This window comes from Ureibacillus sp. FSL K6-0165 (assembly GCF_038004285.1).
In the GTDB taxonomy this organism is placed as follows: domain Bacteria; phylum Bacillota; class Bacilli; order Bacillales_A; family Planococcaceae; genus Ureibacillus; species Ureibacillus thermosphaericus.
The window spans coordinates 1,388,850-1,415,100 of the sequence record NZ_JBBOQS010000001.1 but is presented as its reverse complement, the minus strand read 5'-3'; the positions used below and the strand labels follow the sequence as shown (position 1 = coordinate 1,415,100).

The following is a 26,251-nucleotide window of genomic DNA, read 5'->3' as shown; positions in this document are numbered from 1 at the left end:
AATCCATTTTATTATATCACATTTCCAACCTACGTCATGGCAAATGCTTTAAAAGAATGATGAAATTATTTTGTATTTTTTGTGCTCGCTCTCTTTTGTTGATGGCGTTCTACCAACACTTCTAGCACATCGTACACGCTAATTTTTTGTTCCTGTAATAATACAAGTAGATGATAAATCAAATCAGCTGCTTCCCATTTTACTTCTTCCGGATTTCTATTTTTCGCACCAATCACTACTTCTGTTGCTTCTTCGCCAACTTTTTTACAGATTTTATCAATGCCTTCATTGAATAAATAAGTAGTATAAGCTCCTTCTGGCATCTCTTTTTCGCGTTTCTCAATGATTTCTACTAATTCTGGGATAATACCAACGCTTCCAACTTTCCCTTTCTCCACAACTGTTTCTGTGAAGCAGGAAGTTGTTCCATTATGACAAGCAGGGCCAGCAGGGATGACTTCAACAACTAGCGCATCTTGGTCGCAATCAGTTGTTATTGAAACAACCTTTTGCGTATTTCCGCTCGTTTCTCCTTTATGCCAAAGTTCATTACGAGAACGTGAAAAAAACCACGTTTCTCCAGTTTCCACCGTTTTATGTAGCGATTCTAAATTCATATAAGCGACTGTTAATATTTCTTTCGTACGTGCATCTTGTACAACAGCAGGGATTAAACCCTTTTCATCAAATTTTAAATTTTCAATTTTCATCATCTGACACAAACTCCTTTTTCGCGCAAATAGGCTTTTACTTCTGCCACGCTTGTTTCTTTATAGTGGAAAATCGATGCTGCAAGGGCTGCGTCAGCATCAACATCTTGTAATACTTCTCGGAAATGCTCCTTATTGCCTGCACCACCGCTTGCGATAACCGGCACAGTCACCGCATCACGAATTGCTTTCGTTAACGCTAAATCAAATCCTGTTTTTTCGCCATCTCTATTCATACTTGTTAATAAAATTTCTCCTGCTCCAAGTTCCACCGCTTTTTTTGCCCATTCAACAGCAGTCCAATTCGTTTTATTTCGCCCACCATGGGTATAAACCATCCAAGTACCGTCTTCTTCAGAATAACGTGCATCAATAGCGACAACAATGCATTGCGAGCCAAAATAATCTGCACCTTCTCTAATTAATTCTGGTCTTTCGATTGCTGATGTGTTGACTGATACCTTATCCGCTCCAGCTCGTAAAATTCGTTTCATATCCTCTAACGTGCGAATTCCGCCTCCCACCGTAAATGGAATCGCAAGTTCTGTAGCCGTTTTTTTCACAACTTCAACCATCGTTTGTCTGCCTTCGAAAGAGGCTGATATATCTAAAAACACAAGTTCATCTGCACCTTGTTCATCATAATACTTTGCCAATTCTACCGGATCTCCTGCATCCCGCAGACCTACAAATTGTATACCCTTTACGACTCTTCCATCTTTTACATCTAAACAAGGTATGATCCGTTTTGTTAACATCTAATTCACCCCTTGCAGCCACTTTTTCAGTAAATAAACGCCGAATTCTCCTGATTTTTCAGGATGGAACTGCATACCGCAAACATTGCCGCTTTGAACAATGCCGGGAACATTCACACCAAAATAGTCGGCAGATGCCACCACTTGAGAGGAGGTAGTATTTGCATAATAAGAGTGAACAAAATAGACATGTTTGTCCTCTGGCATTCCTTCCCCCTCTAACCATTTTGGAATTGAGTGAAATATCAATGAGTTCCAGCCCATATGAGGAACTCGGTATTTTTCTCCCTGCTCAGAAATTCCAGAAAAACGAACGATTTTTCCTTCAAAAAATCCGAAACCTTTTGTCGGAGCAACTTCTTCACTTTCTTCAAATAACAGCTGCATTCCTAAACAAATGCCAAGAAGTGGTTTACTGTTCTTTACTTCATTTCGAATAAACTGATCAAGCCCAGTTTCTTTTAGCTTCTTCATTGCATCAGGAAAAGCGCCGACTCCGGGCAATATGAGAGCATCAGCTTCACTTAACACCTCTGTTTTGGATGAAAGAATTACTTCTGCATCTAATTTTTTTAACGCTTGTACAACGCTAAATAAATTTCCCATGCCATAATCGATTACACCAATTTTCATGTAAGTAGTCCTTTCGTTGAAGGTACTCCTTTAACTCGTGGATCGATTTGAACAGCGTCATCAATCGCGCGAGCAAGGGCTTTAAAAATCGCTTCTATAATATGATGTGTGTTATGTCCATAAGGAACGATTACATGGACATTCATTCTTGCTTCTAAAGCAAACTTCCATAAAAATTCATGTACTAATTCCGTATCGAATGTTCCTACTTTTTCCTTCAATTCAGGCGCAACACGATATTCTAAGTGAGGACGATTAGAGCAGTCTACAACCACTTGTGCCAATGCATCATCCATTGGTACAAAAGCATTTCCGTATCGACGAATGCCTCGTTTATCACCTAACGCTTCTCGAACTGCTTGTCCTAAAACGATTCCGAGATCTTCTGTTGTATGATGATCATCAATATGAGTATCACCGTTTGCAACAATCTTCCCATCAAACAATCCATGCTTCATAAACAAATCGAGCATGTGATCCATAAAAGGAACACCTGTATCAACTTCTGCTTTTCCTTCTCCATCTAAATAAAATTCTATTTTGATTTGCGTTTCTTTCGTTGTTCGTTCGATTTGAGCAAATCGTTTCTTTGTTTGTGCCATTTAGTTTTCACCTTTCTTCCAACCTCTCGATTCTACAGCTCTTGCGTGAGCTTCTAAACCTTCCATGCGGGCAAGTCTTGCAATTTTTTGCACATTCTCTTTCCATGTTTGTTCTGTATAATAAACAATGTTTGTCTTTTTAATAAAATCATCTACATTTAATCCGCTGGCAAAGCGCGCTGTGCTATTTGTCGGCAATACGTGGTTCGGACCAGCAAAGTAATCCCCGACCGGCTCAGAGCTGTAACGGCCGATAAAGATTGCACCCGCGTGGCGGATACCCTCACTCACTTTTTCCGCATTTTCAGTCACAATTTCTAAGTGTTCAGGTGCAAGCGTATTTACTGCTTCCACTGCCTGATCCATATTTTCTGCAATATAAATATGTCCAAAGTTTTCAATAGAAGCTCTTGCAATTTCTTCTCTCGGAAGTTGTTTTAATTGATTTTCCACCTGTTCGCTCACAGCTTGTGCCAACTTTTCGCTCGTTGTAATTAAAATTGCGCATGCCTGTTTGTCATGTTCCGCTTGGCTTAATAAATCTGCTGCTATTTCATCTGGATAAGCCGAATCATCTGCGATTATACAAATTTCACTTGGTCCAGCAATCATATCAATCGCTACTTCACCAAATACTTCTCTTTTTGCTAATGCAACAAAAATGTTCCCTGGCCCTGTAATTTTATCGACAGGAGCAATTGATTCCGTTCCATAGGCCAACGCTGCAATCGCTTGGGCACCGCCAATTTTATAAATTTCATTCACGCCCAGAATGTTAGCTGAAACAAGAACTGCAGGGGGAAGTTTACCATCCTTTCCACAAGGAGAAGTAATGACGATGCGTTTTACCCCTGCAACTTGAGCAGGAATAACATTCATCAATACAGAGGAAGGATAAGCAGCAGACCCACCTGGCACGTATAATCCTACCGAATCTAGTGGAACAATCCGTTGAGCAAGGTACGATCCGTCAGTTAACGGCAATGTATACCCATTTCTTTTTTGCGCTTCGTGATAATTGCGAATATTGTTTGCCGCTTCTTCTAAGTCCTGCTTTAATAGGGGGTCAAAATGTCGAAGCGCCTCATTGATTTCTTCTTCTGTCACTCGGAAATCAGAAAGAACAATTCCATCCCACATTTCCGTATATTTACGAACAGCTTGATCGCCGTTTTCACGAACATCTGTCAACACTTGACGTACCGTTTTTAGCTGCTCTTCATTTCCGCTCTCAAGTTCTCTTTTTAACGAAATGTTTTTAGATAACTTAGAAATTTTCATGTTGTTTGACCTTCCCTCTATTTCACAATTTTCTTCAATCGGGATACAATTTCTTGAATTCGTGCATTTTTCATTCTGTAGCTTACTGGGTTTGCAATTAAACGAGAAGACACATCGGCAATGTGTTCATATTCCACTAGACCATTTTCCTTTAATGTTCTTCCCGTTGAAACAATATCCACAATGCGATCAGCAAGCCCAATCATCGGCGCAAGTTCAATAGACCCGTTCAATTCAATGATTTCCACTTGCTCACCAATGCCCTTATAATAATTCATTGCGATATTTGGATATTTCGTTGCTATGCGAGGTGCAATTTCATCCATTTCTGTATTTGGCAAGCCTGCTGATGCGATATGACATTTACTAATTTTTAAATCCAATAGTTCATGCACATTTCTTTGCTGTTCTAATAATACGTCCTTGCCTGCAATTCCAATATCTGCAACGCCATGTTCCACATAAACGGGAACATCCATTGGTTTCGCTAAAATAAATCGAATGTTCTCTTCTGGAATTTCAATCATCAGCTTCCGTGACATTTCCACTTCTTCCGGCAATTGAAATCCAGCATCTATTAACATTTGAAACGCTTCTTCAAAAATGCGTCCTTTCGGCATAGCAATCGTTAATTCACTATTCATTGTTCTTCCCCCTGGCTCAATTCAACGACCCGACTAAACAATTTTGTAAATGCATCTTTATTAATCAATCCTTCTTTCGCTTGTACCGTTACACGAGCACCTTGTTGTCTTAACGTATTTGCAAGTTCTAACGCCCTATTAAATTCCTCATCTTCAAATAGGATACAAACAGTCTCTTCAACCATTTCTTCTTTAGGCAATACCTCAAGAAGTCGATCGATGCGAATGCCAAAACCTGTTGCTCCTACATCACTACCGAACAAATTTAATAAACCATCATAACGTCCACCATTTCCAAGTGGGAAACCACTTCCTGATGCGAAAATCTCAAATAACATGCCAGTATAATAATTCATGTGGCTAGATAGTGTAAAATCGAAAGAAACATATTGCGAAAGACTGCATGCTTCAAGTAATTTAGCAAGTTGTTTCATATATTCTACACCATCGTTTCCCCTTACATATTTTTCCATATCTTCGATGGCAGCTAAGTTTGTTGCTTCATTAATAAATTCGAGCAATGCATTTGCTTTTGTTACAGGCAAATCAAATTCATGCACCGCTTCTTCAAATCCCACATAGTTACGCTCAACAAGCAATCTTTGTAAAGTTTCCCGTTGATAATCGTGGTCTGTATAATCATTTAAAATATCATGCAGTACACCTGCATGCCCAATGGTTAATTTGAATGATTCAATTCCAAACTCTTTCATCAATTCGATTACTATGATCAGTACTTCCGCATCAGCGTAAACCGATTTATCTCCAATAATTTCAATGCCCATCTGACCAAATTCAGCTGGTCTTCCACCTTCCATTTGTTGCGCACGGAAAACATTTGCCGAATAAGCTAGTCGGAGTGGGATTTTTTCTTTTAATAATTTAGATGTCGCAACCCTTGTAATGGGGGTCGTCATATCGGGACGCAAGACAAGGGTATTTCCTTGGCTATCCACCAATTTAAATAGGGATGCGTCAGAAATAGCTGATGCTTTTCCAACAGTATCGTAATATTCTAAAGTTGGTGTCTCAATAAAATCAAACCCACGTGAACGTAAAAATTGCCGACCTATTTGCCTTGTTCTTTCGATCTTTTCATATATAGGCGGGAATGTATCTTTCATTCCTAGAGGTTTTTCAAACTTTTTGATTGATGACATATTCACACATCCTGTTATTTATACTTTAACGTATTAGAGTGTTAGATAATTAGAGAATTAGTATATGAAAGCATTTTATCGAACTTTCAAAGATTCGTCAATTCAAAATTGGTGGTAATAGGAAATTATATATTTTCTAAACTGTTGCTACTATTCAGATAATTTAAGCAACATTGCCTCTTATTTTTATAAAAAAAGATGCCTAGAAAGATTCATCTTTCTAAACATCCTCTTTCCCACTCGCCTGTTTTTTTCTTCTCCGTTCCGCCATTTCTTCAGCTGTGAAAATGATGCGCATGGGATTTCCACCGACCATCGCCCCAGCTGGAACATCTTTATTCACTAATGTAGCAGCCGAAACGATTGCTCTATCGCCAATTTCGACACCAGGCAAGATGGTGGAATTCGCTCCCACCATCACTTCATTTCCTATTTTCACATCGCCTAATCGATATTCATCAATTAAATATTCATGAGCTAAAATCGTTGTATTATATCCAATAATCGTATTATCACCAATTGAAATACGCTCTGGAAACATCGTGTCAGGCATTACCATTAGCGCAAGAGAAGTTCTCTTTCCGATTTTCATTTTCAAAAAGGTGCGATAAATCCAATTTTTTAATCCCATAAACGGAGTAATTCGACCAATTTGAATAAAGATAAAACATTTTACAATTTTCCAAAAAGAAACGGTTTTATATACATGCCATAAAGAGTTGGCGCCTCCTTGAACTTTGTATGTTTCAGTTCTCCGCATATTACAACCCCTTCACGATTGTTAGTAAATCGGAAATATGATGCAGCATATAATCCGGTTGGAATTGTCGTAAATATTCTTCTCCTTTAATTGACCAAGCAACTCCAGCTGTTTTTATACCTGCATTTTTTCCTGCTAAAATATCGTGATAATTATCCCCAATCATCAAAGCCTTCTCTTTTGGCATTTTCAAACGCTCTAATGCTAGTAAAACAGGTTCCGGATCCGGTTTTACTTTCGTAACATCTTCTAAACCTATCCAGAATTCAAAGTAATGTTCTGCTTTCATGAATTGAAGTCCTCGTTCGATTGTATCCCTTTTTTTCGTTGAGACAATCGCTAATTTATGCCCTTGCTTTTTTAATTCTTCTAAAGTTTCATTGACACCATCGAATTCTTTCACATAATGATCATGATAAGCATGATTCCATTGGCGATATTTTGCAATCATTTCATCGACTTCATTTGGCGCAATTTGTTCAAAAGTCTCTTTTAATGACGGACCAATGAAGTTGATGCAATCTTGTGGCGAATATTGCCCAGGAAATTTGTCGTTTAATACATGCATAAATGTTTGGATAATTAATTCATTTGTATTTAATAACGTTCCATCAAAGTCAAATAATAAGGCTTTCATTCTTACTGGACCACTTCCCTATTTAATGCCTTTAGTTCTGTTCTATTCCAAATAAATGCAATAATAATCGTCAGTACAAATGCTGTAATTACTCGTATAATTAATAAAGGTAAAATCGGAATTCCTAAAGGCGCAAAAATAAGCGTATCCTCAATCACCGCGTGACATGCAACTAAAAAGATAAAGCATAATGTAGCATCTTTTTTACTCACACCATCTTCTTGTACTGATTGAATCATCACACCTGCTCCATAGGCTAAACCAATTACTAATCCAGCAACTAATGTCATCGCTGCATTTGGTTTTACTCCAATTACTTTCGTCAATGGAGCCAGTAAATTTGATAATTTATCTAAGAAATGATAGTCACGTAAATATTGCACGACAATCATTAAAGGAATGACAATAATTAATAATTGCAAAATCCCTAAACCCGCTTTTTGGAGTCCAAGTAATAATATTTCTCCCCAACCGTCCGGATTAGGATTTTGTACAGCAACTAAGCCATACTTTGCAATTTCTCCTCCACCGTTCCAAAGAAATCGAATCACTAAAGCAGATAAAATCGCTAAACCAAATCTGACAGTAAGAATTACCCATAGTTTTACTCCTACCTTTAATGCAACACCAGTTTCAATGAAAATGTTGTGGGAGAAAGATAGCATAACTGCAAGAATAAACACTTCTTTGACAGTCAACTCAACTGAAAGTATTCCAGCAATCCCTGCATATAAATTTAAAAAGTTCCCTAGCACAAGGGGAATAGCGGCTTCACCACTTAATCCTAGAATTCCCATGAATGGTTCAATCAAGTCAATGAGCCAAGGTAATATTGGTGTAAATTGTAAAATTGTCACAATAAACGTAATTGGAAAAATAACTTTACTTAAAGACCAGGCTGTTTTACCGCCTGCAATGAACCCCTTTTTCAACGTTGACATTCTCATTTTCCTTTCTATCTATTCATCAAAATATCGAACAACAGGACGAACTTTCCATCTGCGATAAAAAATGCTGGCAAATCCGACGATGATTAACGTCACTGAAACGACTTGGGCTGAACGTAAATCTCCAATTAAATACAAGCTATCTGTTCTCATCGATTCAATAAAGAATCGTCCTATTGAATACCAAATTAAATAAGAGAAGAAAATTTCCCCTCGTTGTAAATTGGCTTTTCTAAATAGCAATAAAATAATTAAGCCAACTAAATTCCATAATGATTCATATAAAAAAGTTGGATGAACATATGTCCCTAAATCATGAATGTACATTTGCTCAATAATCCAATCTGGCAAAAATAAACTTTCTAAAAATTCACGGGAAACGGGGCCGCCATATGCTTCTTGATTCATGAAATTTCCCCAACGGCCAATGATTTGGCCAATTAATATACTTGGAGCAGCAATATCCGCAACTTTTAAAAAGCTTACTTTTTTCACACGACAGAAAACATATGCAGTTGTAATTGCCCCAATCAACGCTCCGTGTATAGCAATACCGCCGTTCCAAATCTCAATAATTTTTTCTGGATTAGCACCATAATAATCCCATTTCATGATGACATAATATAGGCGGGCACAAAGTATGGAAATCGGCACTGCCCAAAGCAACAAATCTCCAAAGAAATCTTCAGGCAATCCACGTTTTTTTCCTTCCGCTTGTGCGACAAAATAAGCAATGATGATACCAGTAACGATGATAATACCATACCATCGCACAGATAAAGGACCTATGCTAAAGGCAACCGGATCGATTGCTAACAAAATATTCTCCATATGAACTCCTCTCAAATTTAAATCATCTTTCAATAATTAATATTCATCAATCTCATCATGCATTGCAATAACTTCGTCTAATCTTCTTGAGAATTCCAATGCAGGATTGATGCCAATCCTTTTTAAACGATAATTCATTGCTGCTACTTCAATAATAACGGAAACATTTCGTCCAGGGCGAACCGGAATCGTTAATTTTGTAATTTCCGTATCAATGATTTTCATTTTTTCTTCATCTAGCCCTAATCGATCGTAAGTTTTATTTGGATCCCAAGTTTCCAACTCCACGATTAATGTAATGCGTTTATATGGTCGAACAGCACTCGCACCAAATAAAGTCATAATATTGATAATGCCGATTCCGCGAATTTCTAATAAATGCTCTAGTAAAGGTGGGGGACTCCCAATCAATATATCTTCGGCTTCTTGTCGAATTTCTACACAATCATCCGCTACGAGTCGATGTCCTTTCTTAATTAATTCTAAAGCTGTCTCACTTTTCCCTACCCCACTTTTTCCAATAATTAAGACACCAATTCCATACACATCGACTAATACACCATGGATGGCTGTTGATGGTGCTAATTTACTTTCCAAATAATTGGTAAGCCTACTTGAAAACCTTGTCGTTTTCATGGACGTAACTAATACTGGTACATTGTTTTCATTAGAGGCATCAATTAATTCTTGAGGAACATCCATATTTCTAGAAATAATAATTGCTGGTGTTTCCTGCGAACATAGTTTCATCATCCGTTCTTGCCTTAATTCCGGAGGGAGCATTTCAAAGAATGATAATTCCGTTCTTCCAATAAGTTGCACACGATTCGCAGGATAATGGGTAAAATAACCTGCCATTTCTAAGCCTGGTCTAGAAATATCGCTCGTTGTGATATGGCGACCAATCCCTTCATGACCACTTACAAGGGTTAATTTAAATTTCTCCATTACATCTTTTGTTGTTACTTGTGCCATTCTTCTCTCCCACCTTTTTTCACATATGTATTTATTTTAGCATTATAGTATACTTATCCAAAATAAAAAAGGAGACGTGCTCATAACGTCTCCCAAGACTCACTAATGTAAACGCTTTTATTTTTTAAACAAAATTATTTTTGTTGTGCCAACCATGCAGCAGCGGCTTCAGCATCTTCACCTTTCAGTAATCCGCCAGGCATTGCACCTCTACCGTTTAGAATGACATCTAAAATTTCTTCTTCAGACAATCTTGAACCAACATCTGAAAGTGCTGGAGTATTCCCCATACCTTGCAAGTTACCGCCATGGCAAGTTGTACAACTGCTCATTACAAGTTCTTCACCTTTGTTAGCTTCTGTACCGCCATCTGTTGTTTGTTCATCTGTAGTATTGTCGTTAGTTGAACCTCCGTCAGTAGCTTCGTCTCCGCCGCCACCACAAGCACCAAGAACAAGGGCGGATCCGAATAATAATGCCAACCATGCTTTTTTCATCTGAACCCCTCCAAAAAAAATAATAAAAAATGTGCAATACATGTTCATTATATCAAAATTGTTGAACAAAGAAACATTTGGACAAATATCCAAGGTTTAGATAATACCGCAAAAAGCAATAATATCAACACTTCTAACATTTGTTTCAGGTTTGTGAATTATTTGTGAAAGAGTGTTCACATTCAAATAAAAAAGGAATAAATTATTTTAGTATAATTTTGAAATCCATTTACGAAGGTTCATGTAAGAATATTGTGCGCAAATAAAAAAATCCTATTCAACAATCATTGAATAGGATTTTTTCGCCATAATTTATATGGAGCTTTTCGTATATTCTAAAGCCATTCTGTATATATATCCTAAATCAGCCGTAGAAATGCCTAACTCTTTCGCTAATTGATTTGCTTTTTCCAAATCCATTTTTGTCAATGCAATGCTCAGTTGTAAATAAATAGTCATCTCCGTTTCCCTGCCACAAATCGTTTCGATGACTACTTCCGAAAACGGTAATTGTTGAACAATTAATTGAATGGGTCTTTGTAAAATTGTATCGATTAATGAAAACATCCCTACTAAATAATACTCGGAATAATTTTGTTTATTCTTTTTTCTTGCAAGCAATTCACAAATTTTGGCACGGAAAATGGATGTTCTCATTAATTCAATGTAAACATCTGATGGTTCATCCGCTAGCCCTTCATCAACTGCTAGTAAATAAAGAAATTTACGCAGTTCGATTAACCCTAACATCACGATCGCTTGTTTTACCGATCGCACTTTCGATTTTTTTCTGGAAATATTATTAATTAACTGAAGTAACTTGTAAGTTATAGATATGTTCTGTTCTATTTTTTCAGCAATTTCTTGAACGTTGGAATTTTCTTCTTTTAATAAGCTCATTACTTCAAAATACTGCAACATATTCATGGGTATATCCACTGATTTAATAATTTGAGGCTGTTCAAAAAAATATCCTTGAAATAGTGAATAATTTGCCGCTTTTGCTTCTTCAAATTGAGTACGATTTTCTACTTTTTCTGCCAACAGTTGAATGTGGGGAAAGAAATTTTTCACACGCTCTTCAATAATAGCTCTTCCGGATTTAGGAGTGCTTAAAAAATCGACTTTAATAATATCTACATTTGCAAATAACGTGTTGTAATATTCTATATTTTGTCTTAAAACAAAATCATCTAACGCAATTGTAAAACCTCGATTTCTCAATTCTACAATCCGCATAATCAATTGATCCGTAATCGGCACATCCTCTAATATTTCGATTACAAATGTAGAAGGATCAATTAAATCAATGATATTATTCGTCATTAACAAATTTTCCGTAAAATTTACGAACCCTGGTAATCCATTTGTTAATTCATTCATTCCTATAGTAAATACGGAGTTTTTCAACACTTGAATTGTTGCATTATCTGAATCAACTTGTTCATATTGATTTGATTCATTTCTTCTGTATAAAAGTTCATAAGCAACCACTTCCTCATGTGTATTAAAGATTGGTTGCCTACCTACAAGCACTTCCATACCAATATCCCCACTTTTTCATTATGTACAATTCCAATAATATACAATTTTTACGATAAAATACAACGAAAAATAAAACTAGAACAAAAATACGACATATGAAAATTATACAAAAAAGTATCATCCTTAAAAGATGATACTGCATAAAATTTATTCTCCTTTAAAAACAATCGACCATTCACTACGTTTTTCCAACATTTCTTTCGCCAATTGTTTGGCCCCTTCTAAACTATGATTTGCTGCCCAGCCACATTGCACTTCATTGCAAGCAGGTACTTCTGTCGCTTCCAATACATCGCGAAGCGTTTTTTCTAAAATATTCAAGACTTCTTCATAGTCACCATGGTTAATCATTGTAAGGTAAAATCCTGTTTGACATCCCATCGGACTCAAATCCACCACTTGATTTGTATGATTACGAATATGTTCAGCCATTAAATGCTCAATTGAATGAAGTGCTGCCATTTCCATATGTTCTTTATTTGGCTGTTTAAAACGAATATCATATTTTCGAACCACATCACCATTTTTTCCTGTGATTACACCAGCTAGGCGTACATATGGTGCACTAACTTTTGTATGGTCTAAATTAAAACTTTCCACATTCATTTTTTCCATTTTTCTTCCCTCTTTCTTCCATATTTCGCTATCTTTAAGGTTACACTTCATCTATTGTACTGCTTCCCCATTATTCTGTCACTTTTCGCTCAATCCGTTCTTTTAAATGGCGTTTTAAAATTTTCCCAGTAGAATTTTTCGGCAATGATTGTATAATATGAAAAGCCTCTGGAATTTTATAAGTTGCCAAATGTTTTTCACAATGTTGAAGTAACTCATCATAATAGGCTTCTTCCTTTAAAACAATAAAGGCATGTACTTCTTCTCCATAATCTTCATTAGAAAAACCTACTACAGCTGCTTCCAATACTTTAGGGTGGGTATATAATACTTCTTCCACTTCACGCGGATATACATTATATCCCCCAACAATAATTAAATCTTTTTTGCGATCAACGATATAAATATATCCTTCTTCATCTTGTCTTGCCAAATCGCCAGTATATAACCAACCATCACGAATGGCTTTATCTGTTTCCTCAGGAGACTTATAATATCCTTTCATGACATTCGGTCCTTTACATATCAATTCTCCAACTTCTCCAATCGCTACATCATTCCCCTGGTCATCTACCACTTTATTTATTACGTTCGGAATGGAGGTACCAATTGAACCGGGTTTTGGCTTTTGTGTCGGAGAATTAAAACATGTAACTGGCGCTGCTTCCGATAATCCGTACCCTTCAAAAATTGGGATGTTAAACCTTGCTTCAAAATTTTCGAGTACTTTGATTGGGAGCGGAGCACCTCCGGAAATGGCTAATCGTAAACTAGAGAAACTTGAAGGCTCTCCTTCTTTGTATTGATGAAGAAAACTATACATCGTAGGAACCCCAGCAAACACGGTCGCATGATATTCCTTTGCAAGCTGAAAAATATATTTTGGAGAAAACCTTGGGGCAATTAATATCGTTGCACCAGTGCTTAATGGAACATTCAACACGACTGTTAAAGCAAATACATGATAAAAAGGCAAGGTGGCAATCACTCGATCTTCTTCCGAAAACAAAAAATAATCTCCAACGTCTCGTGCATTAGCATATAGATTTCCGTGAGTCAACATCACACCTTTAGGATGGCCAGTCGTTCCAGATGTATATAAAATGATCGCGATATCGTCCGCTTCCAACGATACCGGCTTCATAGAATATGAATGCTTTATTAAATCAGAGTAAAAATGGTACTTGCCTTCTTGCCGATCATGAAAAAGATGTGATGAATCTTTATCACAAAGAATTGAACCTTTTATTTGTGAAAATTTATTGGACAATTGATTAATTCGCCCTATCGAATCTTCTCCAGCAATAATCCACTTTACATCTCCATTGTCAACAATGTAAGACATTTCATCCAGCGTATACATCGGATTGATGGGAATTGAAACTGCTCCAATACGCATCAATGCATAATAAGCAATTAAAAAATGGGGACAATTTTGAAAAATTAGTGCTACATGGTCCCCTTTTTGAATGCCCAGTTGATTCATCGAAAAAGCAAGACTGCTTACTTTATCTTCAAATTCACCGTAAGTTGTTGAACGACCTTCAAAAATATAAGCAATTTTTTCTGGGTGGTTTAAAGACTGTTCGCGAACTTTTTTTACTAAATTCATACTAGCATCCCCAACTTAATTTTTTACGTGAGCAATATATCTCCATCGAATTAAATAGAAATAAATCACTTGCAATAAAATGATGAAAGAAAAAGCAAAGATGATTTCTTTTACAATTGATATATTGGCAATATCCTTTAATATATTTTGCAAAGCTAAAAAGGCAAATAAACTATGAACCATCGCCACACCCCAAGGCAAGAAAAACTGAGGAAATAATTGTGTTGTCACAAGGCGTTTTATTTCACTATCTGCAATGCCCATTCGCTTTAACACATCAAACTTTCGCTTTTCTGAATCTAAATTGGTATGAATTTTAAAGTAAATAAAGCTTCCAGCAGCTAGTAAAAATACTGCTGCAACTAATAACCCTACCAGTGTAAATAATGCGTAAGTTGATAAAACAAAAGAATAATTTAAACCAGCATTTTCAAAATAAAAAGGCAATCCATACCGCTCTTTTTCATATTCTTTTTGTACCTCTTTGTAAATGGACAATCCAACATCTTGTGCTTCTAACCATTGGGGAATATCAAATGCAAACAAATGATATCCAGGTTCCACATGTGGATATCCACTATAAGGCTTTTTTAAACGTAAAAAATCTTCATCGCTAATAATAATGGCGTTTGGACTGACAATGGAACTTGGAAAAATCAACTCCGGATATACTTGATTAATCGAAATCGGTACATTATTTTCTTTCAATACCGTATGCACAGTTCTTTTCGATAGTTTTTTAATTGCCTCTTCGGAGTACGGAATAAACATTCCTTCACCAGAATCTAATCGCACCATCGGATAACCATAAGAGAACAACAGACTGTTTATATCCGATTCTCGAAATACTTCCACTTCGTAATTCGTATAAGAGGACGTCTGTTTTTTTACTTCAAATCTTGTTAAATGGTATGAAAGACCTTTCAATTCCAACTCATTCAAAATAGATCGAATATGAGCCCTTTCATAAGGGTTATCAATATGTCCCTTATATATCAAACCTAATGGATTTAGTTGATCGTATTTTGAAGTGTACGAAGACAGGGCCGCTAGCAACCCTACACATAAAAAAGCAGCAGCTGAGACCATTGTCACAACAAAAAACATTTTTCCATTGTTTTTCATGATCAATGTTTGCTCTGCAATGGATAACATTCTTGATTTTTTCCACGAAAAACTCTTCCGCTCTTTCATGTAATGAACGAAATATGAAGTAGAATCTGTAAAGAAAAAATACGTCCCAATGGTAATGAGAATTGGTATTAAAACAACGAACGGATAAAAATTCACTCGATTTGTTAATAACGCTAATACATATCCAATTGCTAAAAGAATGACTGCTAAAATTGCTCTCTTTTTTGAAAAATGATCGTTAATATTAACAAAATGATACCATTTCAATAAATCAATTATTTTTCTTTCTGGAGAAAAGTTAATGCTAATAATGGAAATGATGACGAATGCGCTAAAATAAACGGCTGCTGTTAAGACAAACGGCTCCCATTTAAAATATAAAGGCAGTTGGTCCAACATTAAAATTTCCCGAACAATCATAAAGAAAAATTTTGTGAAAGCATATCCAAAAAGGATGCCACACGCAATCGAAAGAGTTCCAATCAACGTTGTTTCCAAAAAGATAAGTCTGCTGAGCTGACGCTTTTCCATTCCTAAATGAAGCAGAATGGCAAATTCTTTAGCACGCGCTTCTAAAAATGCTTTCATCGAATAAAAAATAAAAAACCATGAAAACACGACTAAAATAATTTCAGCAAATACTAAACCGCCAATCGGCACATTCCCTAAATAACCTTCATCAATTTCGGGATGGAACATAATCATCGAGTAAATAAAAAACACAAATACGGAGAAGAAACTTGCCATAAAGAATGCTGCATATATTCGAAAATTACGGATGACGTTACGGTAAGCGAATTGATGAAAGGTCACCGACTCTTCCCCCTAACAAGCTCAACACATTCAATATTCGTTGGAAAAATGTTTGCCTACGATCATCTCGATAGATTTCGTTAAAATATTCTCCATCTTTGATAAAAAGCACTCGATCACAGAAACTAGCTGCAATCGGGTCATGAGTTACCATGATAATGGTTGCATTTCGTTCTTTATTTATTTTACTTAACAGTTCGAGCACTTCTCTTGAATTGTGGGAATCTAAATTTCCAGTTGGTTCATCTGCCAAAATAATCGCTGGCTCATGAATGAGAGCTCTTGCAATCGCTACTCTTTGTGCTTGACCACCCGATAACTCATCTGGCCTTTTCGTTAGTACTCCCATTAATCCCAACTTTTCTGCAAGCGTGTTTACTCGCTCTTCCATTAAAGAAACTGGCTGATTGTCAAGGGTAAGAGGCAGTACAATATTTTCTTCCACCGTCAACATTGGAAGCAAGTTAAAGTCTTGAAATATAAAACCAAGTTCTCGTCTTCGAAAATAAGCAAGTTCCGTTTTATTAAATAAATGAGGTTTCGTCCCATTAAAAATTATTTCGCCTGAAGTGGGTTTATCAATTGTGGAAATTAAATTTAATAACGTCGTTTTGCCGCTTCCACTAGGCCCCATGACCGCTAAAAATTCGCCTTTCTCCACTTCAAAACTCAACTGATTTAATGCTCGATTCGTTACCTTCCCTTCATACACTTTTGTTACATCGATGACTTGTAAAATTGCCATATAAGCTCCCTCTTTAAGCAAATTCTGTTTAAGATTCATTATTATTGGGAAATGTTTTAGAAATTCACCGAAATGATTGTTCCCTTACCGACTTCGGATTCAATCTTTAATTCGTGACCCAACTTCTCACAAATTTCCTTCGCCAAATATAACCCCATACCTGTAGACTCTCCCGTTTTTCGACCATTTTCTCCTGTAAAAAAGGGGTTAGTCACTCGCGATAAATCAGATTTTGGAATTCCAATTCCTTCATCTTGAACATACAACGTAACATTTGAATCGTTTTTTTTCACAAAAATTTTTACCTTTTTATTTTGCTCGAAAGTATATTTTACTGCGTTCGTAATAAACTGGTTAAGCATAAATTTTAACCATTTGGAATCTGTTGTAACTGTTATATCTTCATCAATATCAATGACCGGAAAGACATGTTTCGTAATAAATAAACGCTTATTGTCATTAATTGTTGCAGTGACAACACCTTTTAAGTTCACTTGTTCAATTTGCATATCCTCTTCAAACTTCTCAAGCCTTGCATTCATTAATACCATTTCCATGCCTCTTTTTAGTCGATCCACTTCCTCTTGGAGACTCGTTTTATCTAGGTTATTTTCCTCTTCCTGTAATAATAATTCTAAAACAGAGATAGGCGTTTTCATTTGGTGAATCCATTGATTTAAAAACTTTTCTTGTCTATTTTGGGTTGCATATAGATTTTGAACTTCATTTTGATACAGTCGATACAGTTCTTGGAAATAGGCTTCTGTTTGTAGATGCTCTGGTGTTTTTGCATTTTTTTGAAGCGCATCATCCATCGAGTTCGGCATATTGGAGATTCGTTCTAGAAAGTTTTTTCGAAACACATAACGAATGGCAAGATAGGAAAATGTAAGTAATAGGCTAATGATGACAGAATAAATTGCTGTATCTAAATTCCGAAAACCATCTAGCCAATATAGCGATAAAATGAATAAAACGACAATTAGCTCAAAGAGGATGAACGAAATATTTTCCTTTACAAATAATTTCAATCCCATGCTTACATTTCCTCCGAACTTAAAACAAATCGATAACCAGCCCCACGAACTGTTTCAATCACAGATTGAACTTCATATTCTGTTAGTTTCTTTCGTACTCGGGTCATATTGACATTCAATGTATTTTCATCGACAAAGGCTTGGTCATCCCAAAGCTCTTCCAATAATTTTTCTCGCGATACGACCTTTGGCGACTCTCTCATTAAAATATTTAAAATGGCACATTCTTTTTTCTGTAGCGGTATCTCCGTATTCTTCACATGCAATTCCATTCGTTCTAAATAAAGAGTCAATTGACCTAATTGAACAGTTCTCTCTTCTTGTCGTGAAGAATATTCACCATAAGTCCGTCTTAAATGACTTTTAATTTTTGCTAACACTATTTCATAATTGAATGGTTTTGTAATAAAATCATCCCCGCCATTCTCTAAAGCAAATATTTGATCCATCTCCCCAGAACGTGCGGAAATAAATATTATTGGGCATTTCGTATATTGTCTTAACTGTCTGCACCAATAATAGCCATCATAAGAAGGCAAGTTTATATCAAGCAAAATTAAATGTGGTGAAAATGCCATACATTCTTCCACAATTTCCTCAAAGTTTTTCACAATCTCAACTTCATATTGGTATCTTTTTAACGTATCAGCCAATAGTGAAGCAATTTTATAATCATCCTCTATTATAAAAATCCTCGAATTTTCCAAAATCATTCCCCCTTTTCTGGAATGTCTAACTCTATTTTATCAAAAAAATTATAACGTTCATTTCATAGCACATTTTGATTTTCGATTTTGGCAATTTTTTCTTACCGATTCACAAAATATTCACAAAACAGTTTTGTAAAATGGGCATTTTCCTTATTGACGAATCCAAACTGTTATAATACAATTACAAATACAAACACGTATTATAAAACAGTTAGTCCATAAGGAGGTCCCCCTATGTTAGAAAACATTGTTGAATTCTTCAAAAATTTACCGGATAAAATCTGTGTAAAATGCGGTGAAAAAATTGAAGAACAAAGTGAATGCTACACTAACACATGTGACAAATGCAGTTCACTATAATGATTGTTTATAAATAGTTGCTTACCTAATTGAATGAACTTACTATTAAATCGCTTAACAACATTGAAAATCGCTTAACAACATTGAAAATCGCTTATAAATTCGCTTATTTATTTTCAAACGTGAAGAGGCTTGAACAAATTCGCCTCTATCAATAGATAAAGATTAAATTCGCTGTTTCCTGTTATCATATATGTTTGTCGGCTTAAGTTTTCAATCAGGAGAACTTAAGCCATTTTTTTCATTTGAAAAGTCTGTCATGATGGATGTTTATTTCAAAAAAAGTAGCAGCACATCCCTTGTAAGGTCTGTACTGCTTTAAATTTCGTTTCCAGCATTGACGATTACTTGTTCTGACAATATTTCCTGACTACCTATAAGCGGTTTTGTTACATATCTAGAAGTAATGGATAGTGGTGCGATCCCTTTACCTACAATATAAGATCGAACATCTAAAACTATGATACCTGCTGTTAACACATAATTTTTCCCATCAATTCTTTTCCTCGAATCAAAATCCGTATAGAATCCATCAAGAAAATTTACAGGCTCTAGTTCAGCCATTTTATAAACAATATCATTTTGATCTTTTGAATCGACATATTTTAACGCCGTATAAATATTTTTCATTATAAAATTGTTATATGTCACGTTAATTGCATGTCTGTTACTACTAGGTTTATTATTCCATTCGAATTCAATGATGATTCTGGCTGCATCTCTCTCTTCATCTCTTGCTAAATCCATGACAATTGTATTAAACATTAAATGATTATGCTGTTTAGTAAAATCATTTTTCTCATAAATAATTTTTCGATGTTCCTCAATTATTCTATTATTATATCCATAGTGTTTAACTGTATTATTTTCAATCATGTTTACTAAAGATAAATGGTTTTGATAGTTTTTATCAAACTCTTTAATTTTCTCAATATCTACTTTCGAATATCCTTCGTTTTCTAATTGAGATTTACTTTTTGTTGAAAGCAATTCCATATTTTCATAATCATCGTAATCTAATTCTTTCTCTAGATTTAACCAAAACAATAAAATAATGAAACTAATGCCAAACAAAATAATGAAAATTTTTCTCATCATTAATAAACTAATACCTCTTTCAAAAGTGAATTATTTTTTTCACTATATATCAATAACCAAAAATTAGGAATAGACTGAAAATACTATTTTTATCAAAAATCGGAAAATATATATTTAACGAAAAAATTCTCCTTTTACTCATGTTATAAGATTTAATCATAAAAGTATCTGTTAATTCTAAAAAATATCATAGCCTGTGAAATTTTTACGAAACGTAAAATTTCACAGGCTTTCATTTCTGAAGTGTATATTATTTTTCATTATTTGAAACTAGTGATTACTTCCATGAGAATCTCCATGTCCATGCTGACTATGATCGTGTTGCATTTGTTCAGTATCCTCTTTTGAAGTATCTTCTTCTGGGATTACTTTATCCATATCCGGCTCTCCTGCCACGATTTGTTGTTTCGGCATGACATGTAAGCCGCGAGCTGTCGTATGTGCATACATATAATAAACGCCATCATGATCAAAAGTATATTCTGCTTTATAAACACCATCACCGACATGTTCCCCTGTAATCATTGTTCCATGATCGCGCAATCCTGATTCCCAAACTTCAAATTTTACTTCATCTGCATCCTCCACATTTTCATTGTTTTGTGTTACATGAGCAGCTAGTTCCACCGGTTCTCCGACTTTCACTTCTGTAGGCGTTAAAATTTCTACTTTTACTTCCAAATCGGATACATCAATTGGTTCTTCATTTGTATCAACTTCCGGTTCATTTGATGAACACCCAATCATTAACATTGGTACAGCTAATAATGTAATCAACATTTTTTTCATATTAATCTTCCTCCATTATTGGTAATGATATTTTCACAAGCGTTCCTTTTCCGAGAACACTATCTATATGCAATTTTCCATCATGTAACTTCACCAATTGCTCTACTATTGATAATCCTAATCCTGCCCCACCGTCAAATCGACTTCGCGCCTTATTGACCCGGTAGAATCTTTCGGTCACATGAGGGAGATCTTCTGCTGGAATACCGATTCCTTTATCTTGAAACTCGATGATTGCATGATGATTAGATTGATAACAATTGATGGCAACTTTGCCATTTTCATTTGAGTAGCGTATTGCATTTTCAATCACGTTAATGAAAATTCGTTTTAATTTTTCTTCATCCCCTTGGACAATTATATTGTCGTCTAGGTTTGTTGCAATGATAATGTTCTTTTCATGAGCTTGTCCTTCCAATAGCTTAATTGACTCCCGAATGGTCTCGGATAAAACAATCGGAAGCAGTTCCATTTCTTCACTATCTTTTCTAACGAGCTGAAGCAATTCGTTTGTCATGCGTTCCATGCGATTCGCTTCACGATGAATTAGCTCCATTGCCTCATCTCGTTCTTTTCCTACTAATAGTTGTTGCTGAATAGCCTCACTATAACCTTTAATATAACTAATTGGTGTACGTAATTCATGAGAAACGGTTGCTAAGAAGGATTTTTGTTTTTCATCTTCTCGTTGAATCGCTTCTGCCATATGGTTAAATGCATCTGACAGCATTCCGACTTCATCTTTTGAAGTCACCTTTACCCTTGCACTGTAATCCCCTTCTGACATTTGTTCTACTGCTCGTTGCAATTCATTGAGCGGACGCATGATTCGCTGTAAACTTTTATAAACAAAAATGGCAATGACGAGAGTAAAAAGCAATCCTCCCACCATCAATATAGCCACTTCATTTTTAGCTAATTCAGTAATTTTTGCCAAAGGATAATAAATATAAATAATTCCTTCCAATCTTTTTTGATCCGTGAGTGGCAATATCACCGAAACTACTTCTCGCTTGAATCGCTCTTCGTATCCGATTTTTGTAACAGTCTCTCCATTTAATAAAATCCGCCGTTCGTTCGGACCAATCAACGTATTATAATCGATTTCAAAAGGGACGCAAGCACTTAGTTCACGAGGGTTCCGGACTGCAAATACATGATAGTTCGAATGCATATTAAACGCTTCAACCATCTCCACATATTCATCGGTTACTTTACCACCTGTATACATGGATTGGATGTTTTCACCAATCTCCATCATCTCGCTTTTTGTATCTTCCACATAAAATTGTTCATAGAGAAAATCTGCAAATAGATACATAAATACGATGGTCACCATTAAGTAAGCAATGATTAATACCCAAATTTTTGTTGATAACTTTCTCATACTAGTTCGAAGCGATAGCCAATCCCCCACACTGTTTGGATGTAGTCGCTTGCCTCCTTTGAAATTTTCCCTAATTTTAATCTTAATGTTTTGATATGGGTATCGACCGTCCTCGTCCCACCATCATAATCAATCTCCCAAATCTTCTCTAATAATTGTTCGCGGGAAAAAACTGTACTTGGATTTTTCATAAATAATTGAAGCAAATCGAATTCTTTTAATGTTAATGTTACTTTTTGATTGTTGACATACACTTTTCGAGAGACTTCATCTAACTTAATAACGCCTCTTTCAAGAATCGGTTGTCTATTTAAGCCCGTCCTTCTTAAAACTGCCTGTATTCTGGCAACTAATTCGCTAGCAGTGAAAGGTTTCACGATGTAATCATCCCCACCGATTGTCAAACCTTTCACTTTGTCTTCATTGCCATCTCTTGCTGTTAAAAAGATTATTGGTACGGAAGAAATATTACGGATTTTTTGGCAGACAAGAAATCCGTCTTCATTGGGCATCATGACATCCAGAAGGACGATATCCGCTTCATTTGATTCGATTATTGGATAAGCATCTTTTCCACTTTCAACGGCGATTGTATGAAAAAAGGATTTAGAAAGCATCACTTCTATTAAATTTCTCATATCTTGTTCATCATCTATGATTAGTACTGTCGGCATCTTCAAACCTCCCTCACTAGCAGCTGGAACGGTCCATGTTCGGTGGAAACCGATTTCTGTATCTCCCCATTTTGTATAAAATAAATTTGATTGTCGTCAAAGCCAGCAACGATGATTTGATCTTTAAAAGAAGCTACAGCAAATGGGTTTGCACCTACTTCTTTTCTCCATAACACATTACCCTTCACATCACAAGCAAACAATTCATTTGAGCCATGATTCGTGATGTATATAATATCTTCATTTCTAGTAAATCCAACAGGCATATGGGAAACTTGAATTTCTTGAATGAACTGCCCCGTTTTTAAATCATGTACTTTTACAACTTGATTTGGACGACTTCCAGCGCCGTGTCCACCTATCCAAAGGGTGTTTGTTTCTTCCACAATCATTAAACCACTAGATGATTTATCTATACTCCATTCATCAACCAGTGTCATTGATTTTATATCTACAACTGAAAGTACAGGTGCCTTGTAGTTGATAATATATAATTTCCCTTGATGACTATCCATTGACATTGGATAATCCGTTAAACGAAGTTCTCCTTGTTTTTTTCCATGTTCATCAAAGGAAATGACTGTATTATGTTTACTATTGGTAATGAACAGTAAATTTTCTTCTTGATCGTAATAGGCATTTGTTGTTCCTATCCCCGTTTCAATCGACTGAATTAATTTTCCTGTGGATAGCTCATAAATATCGATTTCATTTAGTTGATGCCCGTATAGCACAAGTCGATCGTAAGGAATTAGCGTTGCACCAGTGTATGATTTATCGAATTTCCATGTTGCAATTCGTTCACCTTTCGAATCAAAAAAATCGAGGGAAGGATCTATTATATTTAGAGAAGCAACAAAGGATTGGTGTTGATTTATCGATTGAAAACGCTCATCTTCACATCCTTGTAATATCCAAAAACAGAAAATGATTATGAAGGTTATCCATCTTTTCAAACAATCACCCCAAGTTCTATAGTAATGAAAAATTGTGAAGTTTGAATGAAATAAATTTGACAATCAATTCAATTTTTTCATTTATTATAGCTAAAATTTGTGTCGGTACTATTTCGGCTCGTGCAGATGCAACTTCGGCTTGTGCAAATAATCCTCGCGTTTGTGTTTATGATACCCGTTCTCGTGTACTTATCCTTCAAACTTGTGCATATAACTCCTCCGCTCGTGCATTTAACCCCACACTTGTGCACTTAACCCCCAAGCTCGTGCACTTATCCTACGCACTTGTGCACTTAAACTCAAGCTCGTGCACTTATCCTACGCACTTGTGCACTTAAACTCAAGCTCGTGCACTTATCCTACGCACTCGTGCACTTAAACTCAAGCTCGTGCACTTAACCAACGCACTTGTGTATTTAACACTCAAGCTCGTGCACTTAACCAACGCACTTGTGCATTTAACACTCAAGCTCGTGCACTTATCCTACGCACTTGTGCATTTAACACTCGAGCTCGTGCACTTATCCTACGCACTCGTGCACTTAAACTCAAGCTCGTGCACTTAACCAACGCACTTGTGCACTTAACCCCCAAGCTCGTGCACTTATCCAACGCACTTGTGCATTTAACACTCAAGCTCGTGCACTTAACCAACGCACTCGTGCACATACCCCTCAAGCTCGTGCACTTATCCTACGCACTTGCACTTGACCTTTTTTCCCGTGTATTTACCTCATTTGCACGTGCATTTCATATGCATTATTAGCTTTTCCAGTTCCTACTAAAAATACGAAAAGTGCTGTTCCGAAAGTCAATGAATATTGACATTCCGGAGCAGCACTTTAACTAGTGAATGATGAGATACCATAAAACTGTTCAGCAATTTTTTTACTCTGCTACCATCACATTATTACGCTAAAATACTAGACTCTTCATGAAATAATTCCGACATGATTTCACGTGCAGCCTGTTTTCCTTGCGATACACAATCTGGAACACTGATTCCTTCATAAGAACTTCCGGCTAATTTAACATGAGGGAATTCTTTCTTCAGGATTTCTCTCATTTTCTGCAAACGTTTCTCATGACCAACCGTATATTGTGGCATTGATTGCTTCCAGCGAGAAACTACCGTAAATTGAGGTTGTTGCTTAATGCCAAGAGATTTCTCTAAATCATGAAGAACCGTTTTTTCTATATCTGCATCCGACAATTCAACGATTGCTTCATCCCCTACACGACCAATATACGTTCGGAGTAAATCATATCCAGCTGGAGCTACATTGTCCCATTTATGATTACACCATGTACAAGTCGTAATTGAAATATCACTATTTCTCGAGAAATAAAAATTAATTGCATCTTCATAAAGCTGATTTTCTAATTTTTGAAAAGCCATCGTTACCGTTGCAATCGTTGCATAGTTCATATCGGGTATTTCATGAAAAAATCCGTAATGCTCAAACATTTTTTTCGCTTCATTTAAAGGCGTTGTCATAATCACTGCATGGCATTTTAGTGGAGCAATATTATTAAAGTAGATTTGTAGTGTCCCATCTTGCAATTTATCAATCGATTCAACTTTGACTCCTTTTAAAATCGATTTAGGTGGTAAATGTTCCTCTATTTTTTCCACTAAAGTTTCCAAGCCATTTTTGAAAGTTTGAAACCCTTTCACCTGACTATGAAGTAATGAAAATTGCGTTTTTTTCATTCCATAAATTAAGCTACGATATTGTTTTTCCATTTCATATATTTCAGGAAACATTGATTGGATACTCAACCGATCAATGTCTCCTGCAAAAGTACCTGCTAGCAGCGGCTCCACTAAATTTTCAACTACTTCTTTCCCAAAACGGCGCCGGAAAAAGTCCCCAATCGGTTCATCCTTATCTTCTTTAGTTTTAGGCAATAATAAATCTCCTGCAGCACGAAATTTTCCACTTAATGAAACAATCCCAGAAGTTAATAATGAGGGGACAATAGGTGCTCCACCAAACAAAATGCTTTTCGGAATTGGATATAGGTGTTTACCTACAGCCACATAAGTTTGACCTTCTCTATTGCATACAACTTCATCTTGAATGCCTAAATGTTTGGTTATTTCAATCATGCTCTCATCATGATCAATAAAAGATTCCGGACCCCGTTCAATAATGAATCCATCTTTCCTTAACGTTTGGATTTTACCACCTAATCGTAATGAAGATTCGATTAACACCACATCTAATGGTAAGTGATTTTCCCGTGCACACTTATCTAAATAGAACGCTGCTGTTAATCCCGTTATACCGCCGCCAATTACAGCAATTTTCTTTCTAATCGTCACCCTCATCATCAC

Annotated in this window: 27 protein-coding genes; 1 reads left to right on the top strand and 26 read right to left on the bottom strand. The window is 36.0% G+C overall.

Annotated features, from left to right (window positions below):
- Positions 1 to 65: 65 nt before the first annotated feature.
- The 20 genes from hisIE to NST00_RS06920 form a co-directional block, all read right to left on the bottom strand.
- Positions 66 to 710: a bifunctional phosphoribosyl-AMP cyclohydrolase/phosphoribosyl-ATP diphosphatase HisIE gene (gene hisIE / locus NST00_RS07015; protein ID WP_184656236.1), complete on the bottom strand. Its 645-nt coding sequence runs from the start codon at positions 708 to 710 to the stop codon at positions 66 to 68.
- The gene (gene hisF / locus NST00_RS07010; RefSeq protein WP_016838705.1) at positions 710 to 1,468 is read right to left on the bottom strand and encodes an imidazole glycerol phosphate synthase subunit HisF; all 759 of its coding nucleotides are present in this window, start codon (positions 1,466 to 1,468) and stop codon (positions 710 to 712) included. Before hisF ends, hisIE begins: the two co-directional genes overlap by 1 nt.
- Complete coding sequence (gene hisH, locus NST00_RS07005; RefSeq protein ID WP_016838706.1) at positions 1,469 to 2,101, bottom strand: imidazole glycerol phosphate synthase subunit HisH; 633 nt, start codon at positions 2,099 to 2,101, stop codon at positions 1,469 to 1,471.
- Positions 2,098 to 2,703: an imidazoleglycerol-phosphate dehydratase HisB gene (gene hisB / locus NST00_RS07000; RefSeq protein ID WP_096551890.1), complete on the bottom strand. Its 606-nt coding sequence runs from the start codon at positions 2,701 to 2,703 to the stop codon at positions 2,098 to 2,100. Before hisB ends, hisH begins: the two co-directional genes overlap by 4 nt.
- Positions 2,704 to 3,984 carry a histidinol dehydrogenase gene (hisD, locus tag NST00_RS06995; protein ID WP_340709796.1) on the bottom strand — a complete coding sequence of 427 codons (1,281 nt, stop codon included), beginning with the start codon at positions 3,982 to 3,984 and terminating at the stop codon, positions 2,704 to 2,706.
- Positions 3,985 to 4,001: 17 nt separating this feature from the next.
- The gene (hisG, locus tag NST00_RS06990; RefSeq protein WP_340705119.1) at positions 4,002 to 4,628 is read right to left on the bottom strand and encodes an ATP phosphoribosyltransferase; all 627 of its coding nucleotides are present in this window, start codon (positions 4,626 to 4,628) and stop codon (positions 4,002 to 4,004) included.
- Positions 4,625 to 5,788: an ATP phosphoribosyltransferase regulatory subunit gene (locus tag NST00_RS06985; RefSeq protein ID WP_340709795.1), complete on the bottom strand. Its 1,164-nt coding sequence runs from the start codon at positions 5,786 to 5,788 to the stop codon at positions 4,625 to 4,627. The genes hisG and NST00_RS06985 overlap by 4 nt, the downstream gene beginning before the upstream one ends.
- 220 nt (positions 5,789 to 6,008) lie before the next feature.
- On the bottom strand, positions 6,009 to 6,548 hold the full coding sequence (locus tag NST00_RS06980) for an acyltransferase (protein ID WP_340709794.1): 540 nt from the start codon (positions 6,546 to 6,548) through the stop codon (positions 6,009 to 6,011).
- A 1-nt stretch (position 6,549) separates the two neighbouring features.
- Positions 6,550 to 7,185 carry a pyrophosphatase PpaX gene (ppaX, locus tag NST00_RS06975; protein ID WP_096551896.1) on the bottom strand — a complete coding sequence of 212 codons (636 nt, stop codon included), beginning with the start codon at positions 7,183 to 7,185 and terminating at the stop codon, positions 6,550 to 6,552.
- A gap of 2 nt (positions 7,186 to 7,187) precedes the next feature.
- Positions 7,188 to 8,126, bottom strand: coding sequence for a nucleoside recognition domain-containing protein (locus tag NST00_RS06970; protein WP_340709793.1), 939 nt, complete (start codon positions 8,124 to 8,126; stop codon positions 7,188 to 7,190).
- A gap of 18 nt (positions 8,127 to 8,144) precedes the next feature.
- Positions 8,145 to 8,963: a prolipoprotein diacylglyceryl transferase gene (lgt, locus tag NST00_RS06965; protein WP_096551900.1), complete on the bottom strand. Its 819-nt coding sequence runs from the start codon at positions 8,961 to 8,963 to the stop codon at positions 8,145 to 8,147.
- Positions 8,964 to 8,999: 36 nt separating this feature from the next.
- Positions 9,000 to 9,938: an HPr(Ser) kinase/phosphatase gene (gene hprK / locus NST00_RS06960; RefSeq protein WP_016838715.1), complete on the bottom strand. Its 939-nt coding sequence runs from the start codon at positions 9,936 to 9,938 to the stop codon at positions 9,000 to 9,002.
- A 134-nt stretch (positions 9,939 to 10,072) separates the two neighbouring features.
- Positions 10,073 to 10,435: a cytochrome c551 gene (gene cccB / locus NST00_RS06955; RefSeq protein WP_016838716.1), complete on the bottom strand. Its 363-nt coding sequence runs from the start codon at positions 10,433 to 10,435 to the stop codon at positions 10,073 to 10,075.
- A gap of 312 nt (positions 10,436 to 10,747) precedes the next feature.
- Positions 10,748 to 11,977, bottom strand: coding sequence for an EAL and HDOD domain-containing protein (locus tag NST00_RS06950; RefSeq protein ID WP_340709792.1), 1,230 nt, complete (start codon positions 11,975 to 11,977; stop codon positions 10,748 to 10,750).
- A 150-nt stretch (positions 11,978 to 12,127) separates the two neighbouring features.
- Entirely contained in the window at positions 12,128 to 12,595 is a 468-nt protein-coding gene (locus NST00_RS06945; protein ID WP_340709791.1) for an S-ribosylhomocysteine lyase, read from the bottom strand.
- Between the two features lie 70 nt (positions 12,596 to 12,665).
- On the bottom strand, positions 12,666 to 14,207 hold the full coding sequence (locus NST00_RS06940; RefSeq protein ID WP_168412532.1) for a long-chain-fatty-acid--CoA ligase: 1,542 nt from the start codon (positions 14,205 to 14,207) through the stop codon (positions 12,666 to 12,668).
- Between the two features lie 15 nt (positions 14,208 to 14,222).
- Positions 14,223 to 16,154, bottom strand: coding sequence for an FtsX-like permease family protein (locus tag NST00_RS06935; protein ID WP_168412531.1), 1,932 nt, complete (start codon positions 16,152 to 16,154; stop codon positions 14,223 to 14,225).
- Positions 16,126 to 16,899 carry an ABC transporter ATP-binding protein gene (locus NST00_RS06930; protein ID WP_168412530.1) on the bottom strand — a complete coding sequence of 258 codons (774 nt, stop codon included), beginning with the start codon at positions 16,897 to 16,899 and terminating at the stop codon, positions 16,126 to 16,128. The genes NST00_RS06935 and NST00_RS06930 overlap by 29 nt, the downstream gene beginning before the upstream one ends.
- Positions 16,900 to 16,955: 56 nt before the next feature.
- Positions 16,956 to 17,936, bottom strand: coding sequence for a sensor histidine kinase (locus NST00_RS06925; protein ID WP_168412529.1), 981 nt, complete (start codon positions 17,934 to 17,936; stop codon positions 16,956 to 16,958).
- A gap of 2 nt (positions 17,937 to 17,938) precedes the next feature.
- Positions 17,939 to 18,643, bottom strand: coding sequence for a response regulator transcription factor (locus NST00_RS06920; protein ID WP_016838723.1), 705 nt, complete (start codon positions 18,641 to 18,643; stop codon positions 17,939 to 17,941).
- A gap of 237 nt (positions 18,644 to 18,880) precedes the next feature.
- On the opposite strand from NST00_RS06920, the gene yhfH reads away from it, so the two are divergent.
- A complete protein-coding gene (gene yhfH / locus NST00_RS06915) occupies positions 18,881 to 19,006 on the top strand; it encodes a protein YhfH (protein ID WP_016838724.1) in 126 nt (41 codons plus the stop codon).
- A gap of 318 nt (positions 19,007 to 19,324) precedes the next feature.
- Here yhfH and NST00_RS06910 read toward each other — a convergent pair whose 3' ends face one another.
- The 6 genes from NST00_RS06910 to hemY all read right to left on the bottom strand — a co-directional run bounded on the left by NST00_RS06910 (position 19,325) and on the right by hemY (position 26,245).
- Entirely contained in the window at positions 19,325 to 20,104 is a 780-nt protein-coding gene (locus NST00_RS06910) for a hypothetical protein (RefSeq protein ID WP_096551918.1), read from the bottom strand.
- A gap of 270 nt (positions 20,105 to 20,374) precedes the next feature.
- Entirely contained in the window at positions 20,375 to 20,893 is a 519-nt protein-coding gene (locus NST00_RS06905; RefSeq protein ID WP_016838121.1) for a FixH family protein, read from the bottom strand.
- A 1-nt stretch (position 20,894) separates the two neighbouring features.
- Complete coding sequence (locus NST00_RS06900; protein ID WP_339288058.1) at positions 20,895 to 22,280, bottom strand: sensor histidine kinase; 1,386 nt, start codon at positions 22,278 to 22,280, stop codon at positions 20,895 to 20,897.
- A complete protein-coding gene (locus NST00_RS06895; protein ID WP_016838123.1) occupies positions 22,277 to 22,954 on the bottom strand; it encodes a response regulator transcription factor in 678 nt (225 codons plus the stop codon). Before NST00_RS06895 ends, NST00_RS06900 begins: the two co-directional genes overlap by 4 nt.
- Positions 22,955 to 22,956: 2 nt before the next feature.
- The gene (locus tag NST00_RS06890; protein ID WP_340709790.1) at positions 22,957 to 23,910 is read right to left on the bottom strand and encodes a YncE family protein; all 954 of its coding nucleotides are present in this window, start codon (positions 23,908 to 23,910) and stop codon (positions 22,957 to 22,959) included.
- Between the two features lie 910 nt (positions 23,911 to 24,820).
- Positions 24,821 to 26,245: a protoporphyrinogen oxidase gene (gene hemY, locus NST00_RS06885; protein WP_340710161.1), complete on the bottom strand. Its 1,425-nt coding sequence runs from the start codon at positions 26,243 to 26,245 to the stop codon at positions 24,821 to 24,823.
- Positions 26,246 to 26,251 lie beyond the last annotated feature (6 nt).

Coding starts and splice junctions, on each gene's coding strand:
- hisIE (WP_184656236.1), bottom strand. CDS start 710: ATGAAAATTGAAAATTTAAAATTTGATGAAAAGGGTTTAATCCCTGCT.
- hisF (WP_016838705.1), bottom strand. CDS start 1,468: ATGTTAACAAAACGGATCATACCTTGTTTAGATGTAAAAGATGGAAGA.
- hisH (WP_016838706.1), bottom strand. CDS start 2,101: ATGAAAATTGGTGTAATCGATTATGGCATGGGAAATTTATTTAGCGTT.
- hisB (WP_096551890.1), bottom strand. CDS start 2,703: ATGGCACAAACAAAGAAACGATTTGCTCAAATCGAACGAACAACGAAA.
- hisD (WP_340709796.1), bottom strand. CDS start 3,984: ATGAAAATTTCTAAGTTATCTAAAAACATTTCGTTAAAAAGAGAACTT.
- hisG (WP_340705119.1), bottom strand. CDS start 4,628: ATGAATAGTGAATTAACGATTGCTATGCCGAAAGGACGCATTTTTGAA.
- NST00_RS06985 (WP_340709795.1), bottom strand. CDS start 5,788: ATGTCATCAATCAAAAAGTTTGAAAAACCTCTAGGAATGAAAGATACA.
- NST00_RS06980 (WP_340709794.1), bottom strand. CDS start 6,548: ATGCGGAGAACTGAAACATACAAAGTTCAAGGAGGCGCCAACTCTTTA.
- ppaX (WP_096551896.1), bottom strand. CDS start 7,185: ATGAAAGCCTTATTATTTGACTTTGATGGAACGTTATTAAATACAAAT.
- NST00_RS06970 (WP_340709793.1), bottom strand. CDS start 8,126: ATGTCAACGTTGAAAAAGGGGTTCATTGCAGGCGGTAAAACAGCCTGG.
- lgt (WP_096551900.1), bottom strand. CDS start 8,963: ATGGAGAATATTTTGTTAGCAATCGATCCGGTTGCCTTTAGCATAGGT.
- hprK (WP_016838715.1), bottom strand. CDS start 9,938: ATGGCACAAGTAACAACAAAAGATGTAATGGAGAAATTTAAATTAACC.
- cccB (WP_016838716.1), bottom strand. CDS start 10,435: ATGAAAAAAGCATGGTTGGCATTATTATTCGGATCCGCCCTTGTTCTT.
- NST00_RS06950 (WP_340709792.1), bottom strand. CDS start 11,977: ATGGAAGTGCTTGTAGGTAGGCAACCAATCTTTAATACACATGAGGAA.
- NST00_RS06945 (WP_340709791.1), bottom strand. CDS start 12,595: ATGGAAAAAATGAATGTGGAAAGTTTTAATTTAGACCATACAAAAGTT.
- NST00_RS06940 (WP_168412532.1), bottom strand. CDS start 14,207: ATGAATTTAGTAAAAAAAGTTCGCGAACAGTCTTTAAACCACCCAGAA.
- NST00_RS06930 (WP_168412530.1), bottom strand. CDS start 16,899: ATGGCAATTTTACAAGTCATCGATGTAACAAAAGTGTATGAAGGGAAG.
- NST00_RS06925 (WP_168412529.1), bottom strand. CDS start 17,936: ATGGGATTGAAATTATTTGTAAAGGAAAATATTTCGTTCATCCTCTTT.
- yhfH (WP_016838724.1), top strand. CDS start 18,881: ATGTTAGAAAACATTGTTGAATTCTTCAAAAATTTACCGGATAAAATC.
- NST00_RS06910 (WP_096551918.1), bottom strand. CDS start 20,104: ATGATGAGAAAAATTTTCATTATTTTGTTTGGCATTAGTTTCATTATT.
- NST00_RS06905 (WP_016838121.1), bottom strand. CDS start 20,893: ATGAAAAAAATGTTGATTACATTATTAGCTGTACCAATGTTAATGATT.
- NST00_RS06900 (WP_339288058.1), bottom strand. CDS start 22,280: ATGAGAAAGTTATCAACAAAAATTTGGGTATTAATCATTGCTTACTTA.
- NST00_RS06895 (WP_016838123.1), bottom strand. CDS start 22,954: ATGCCGACAGTACTAATCATAGATGATGAACAAGATATGAGAAATTTA.
- hemY (WP_340710161.1), bottom strand. CDS start 26,245: ATGAGGGTGACGATTAGAAAGAAAATTGCTGTAATTGGCGGCGGTATA.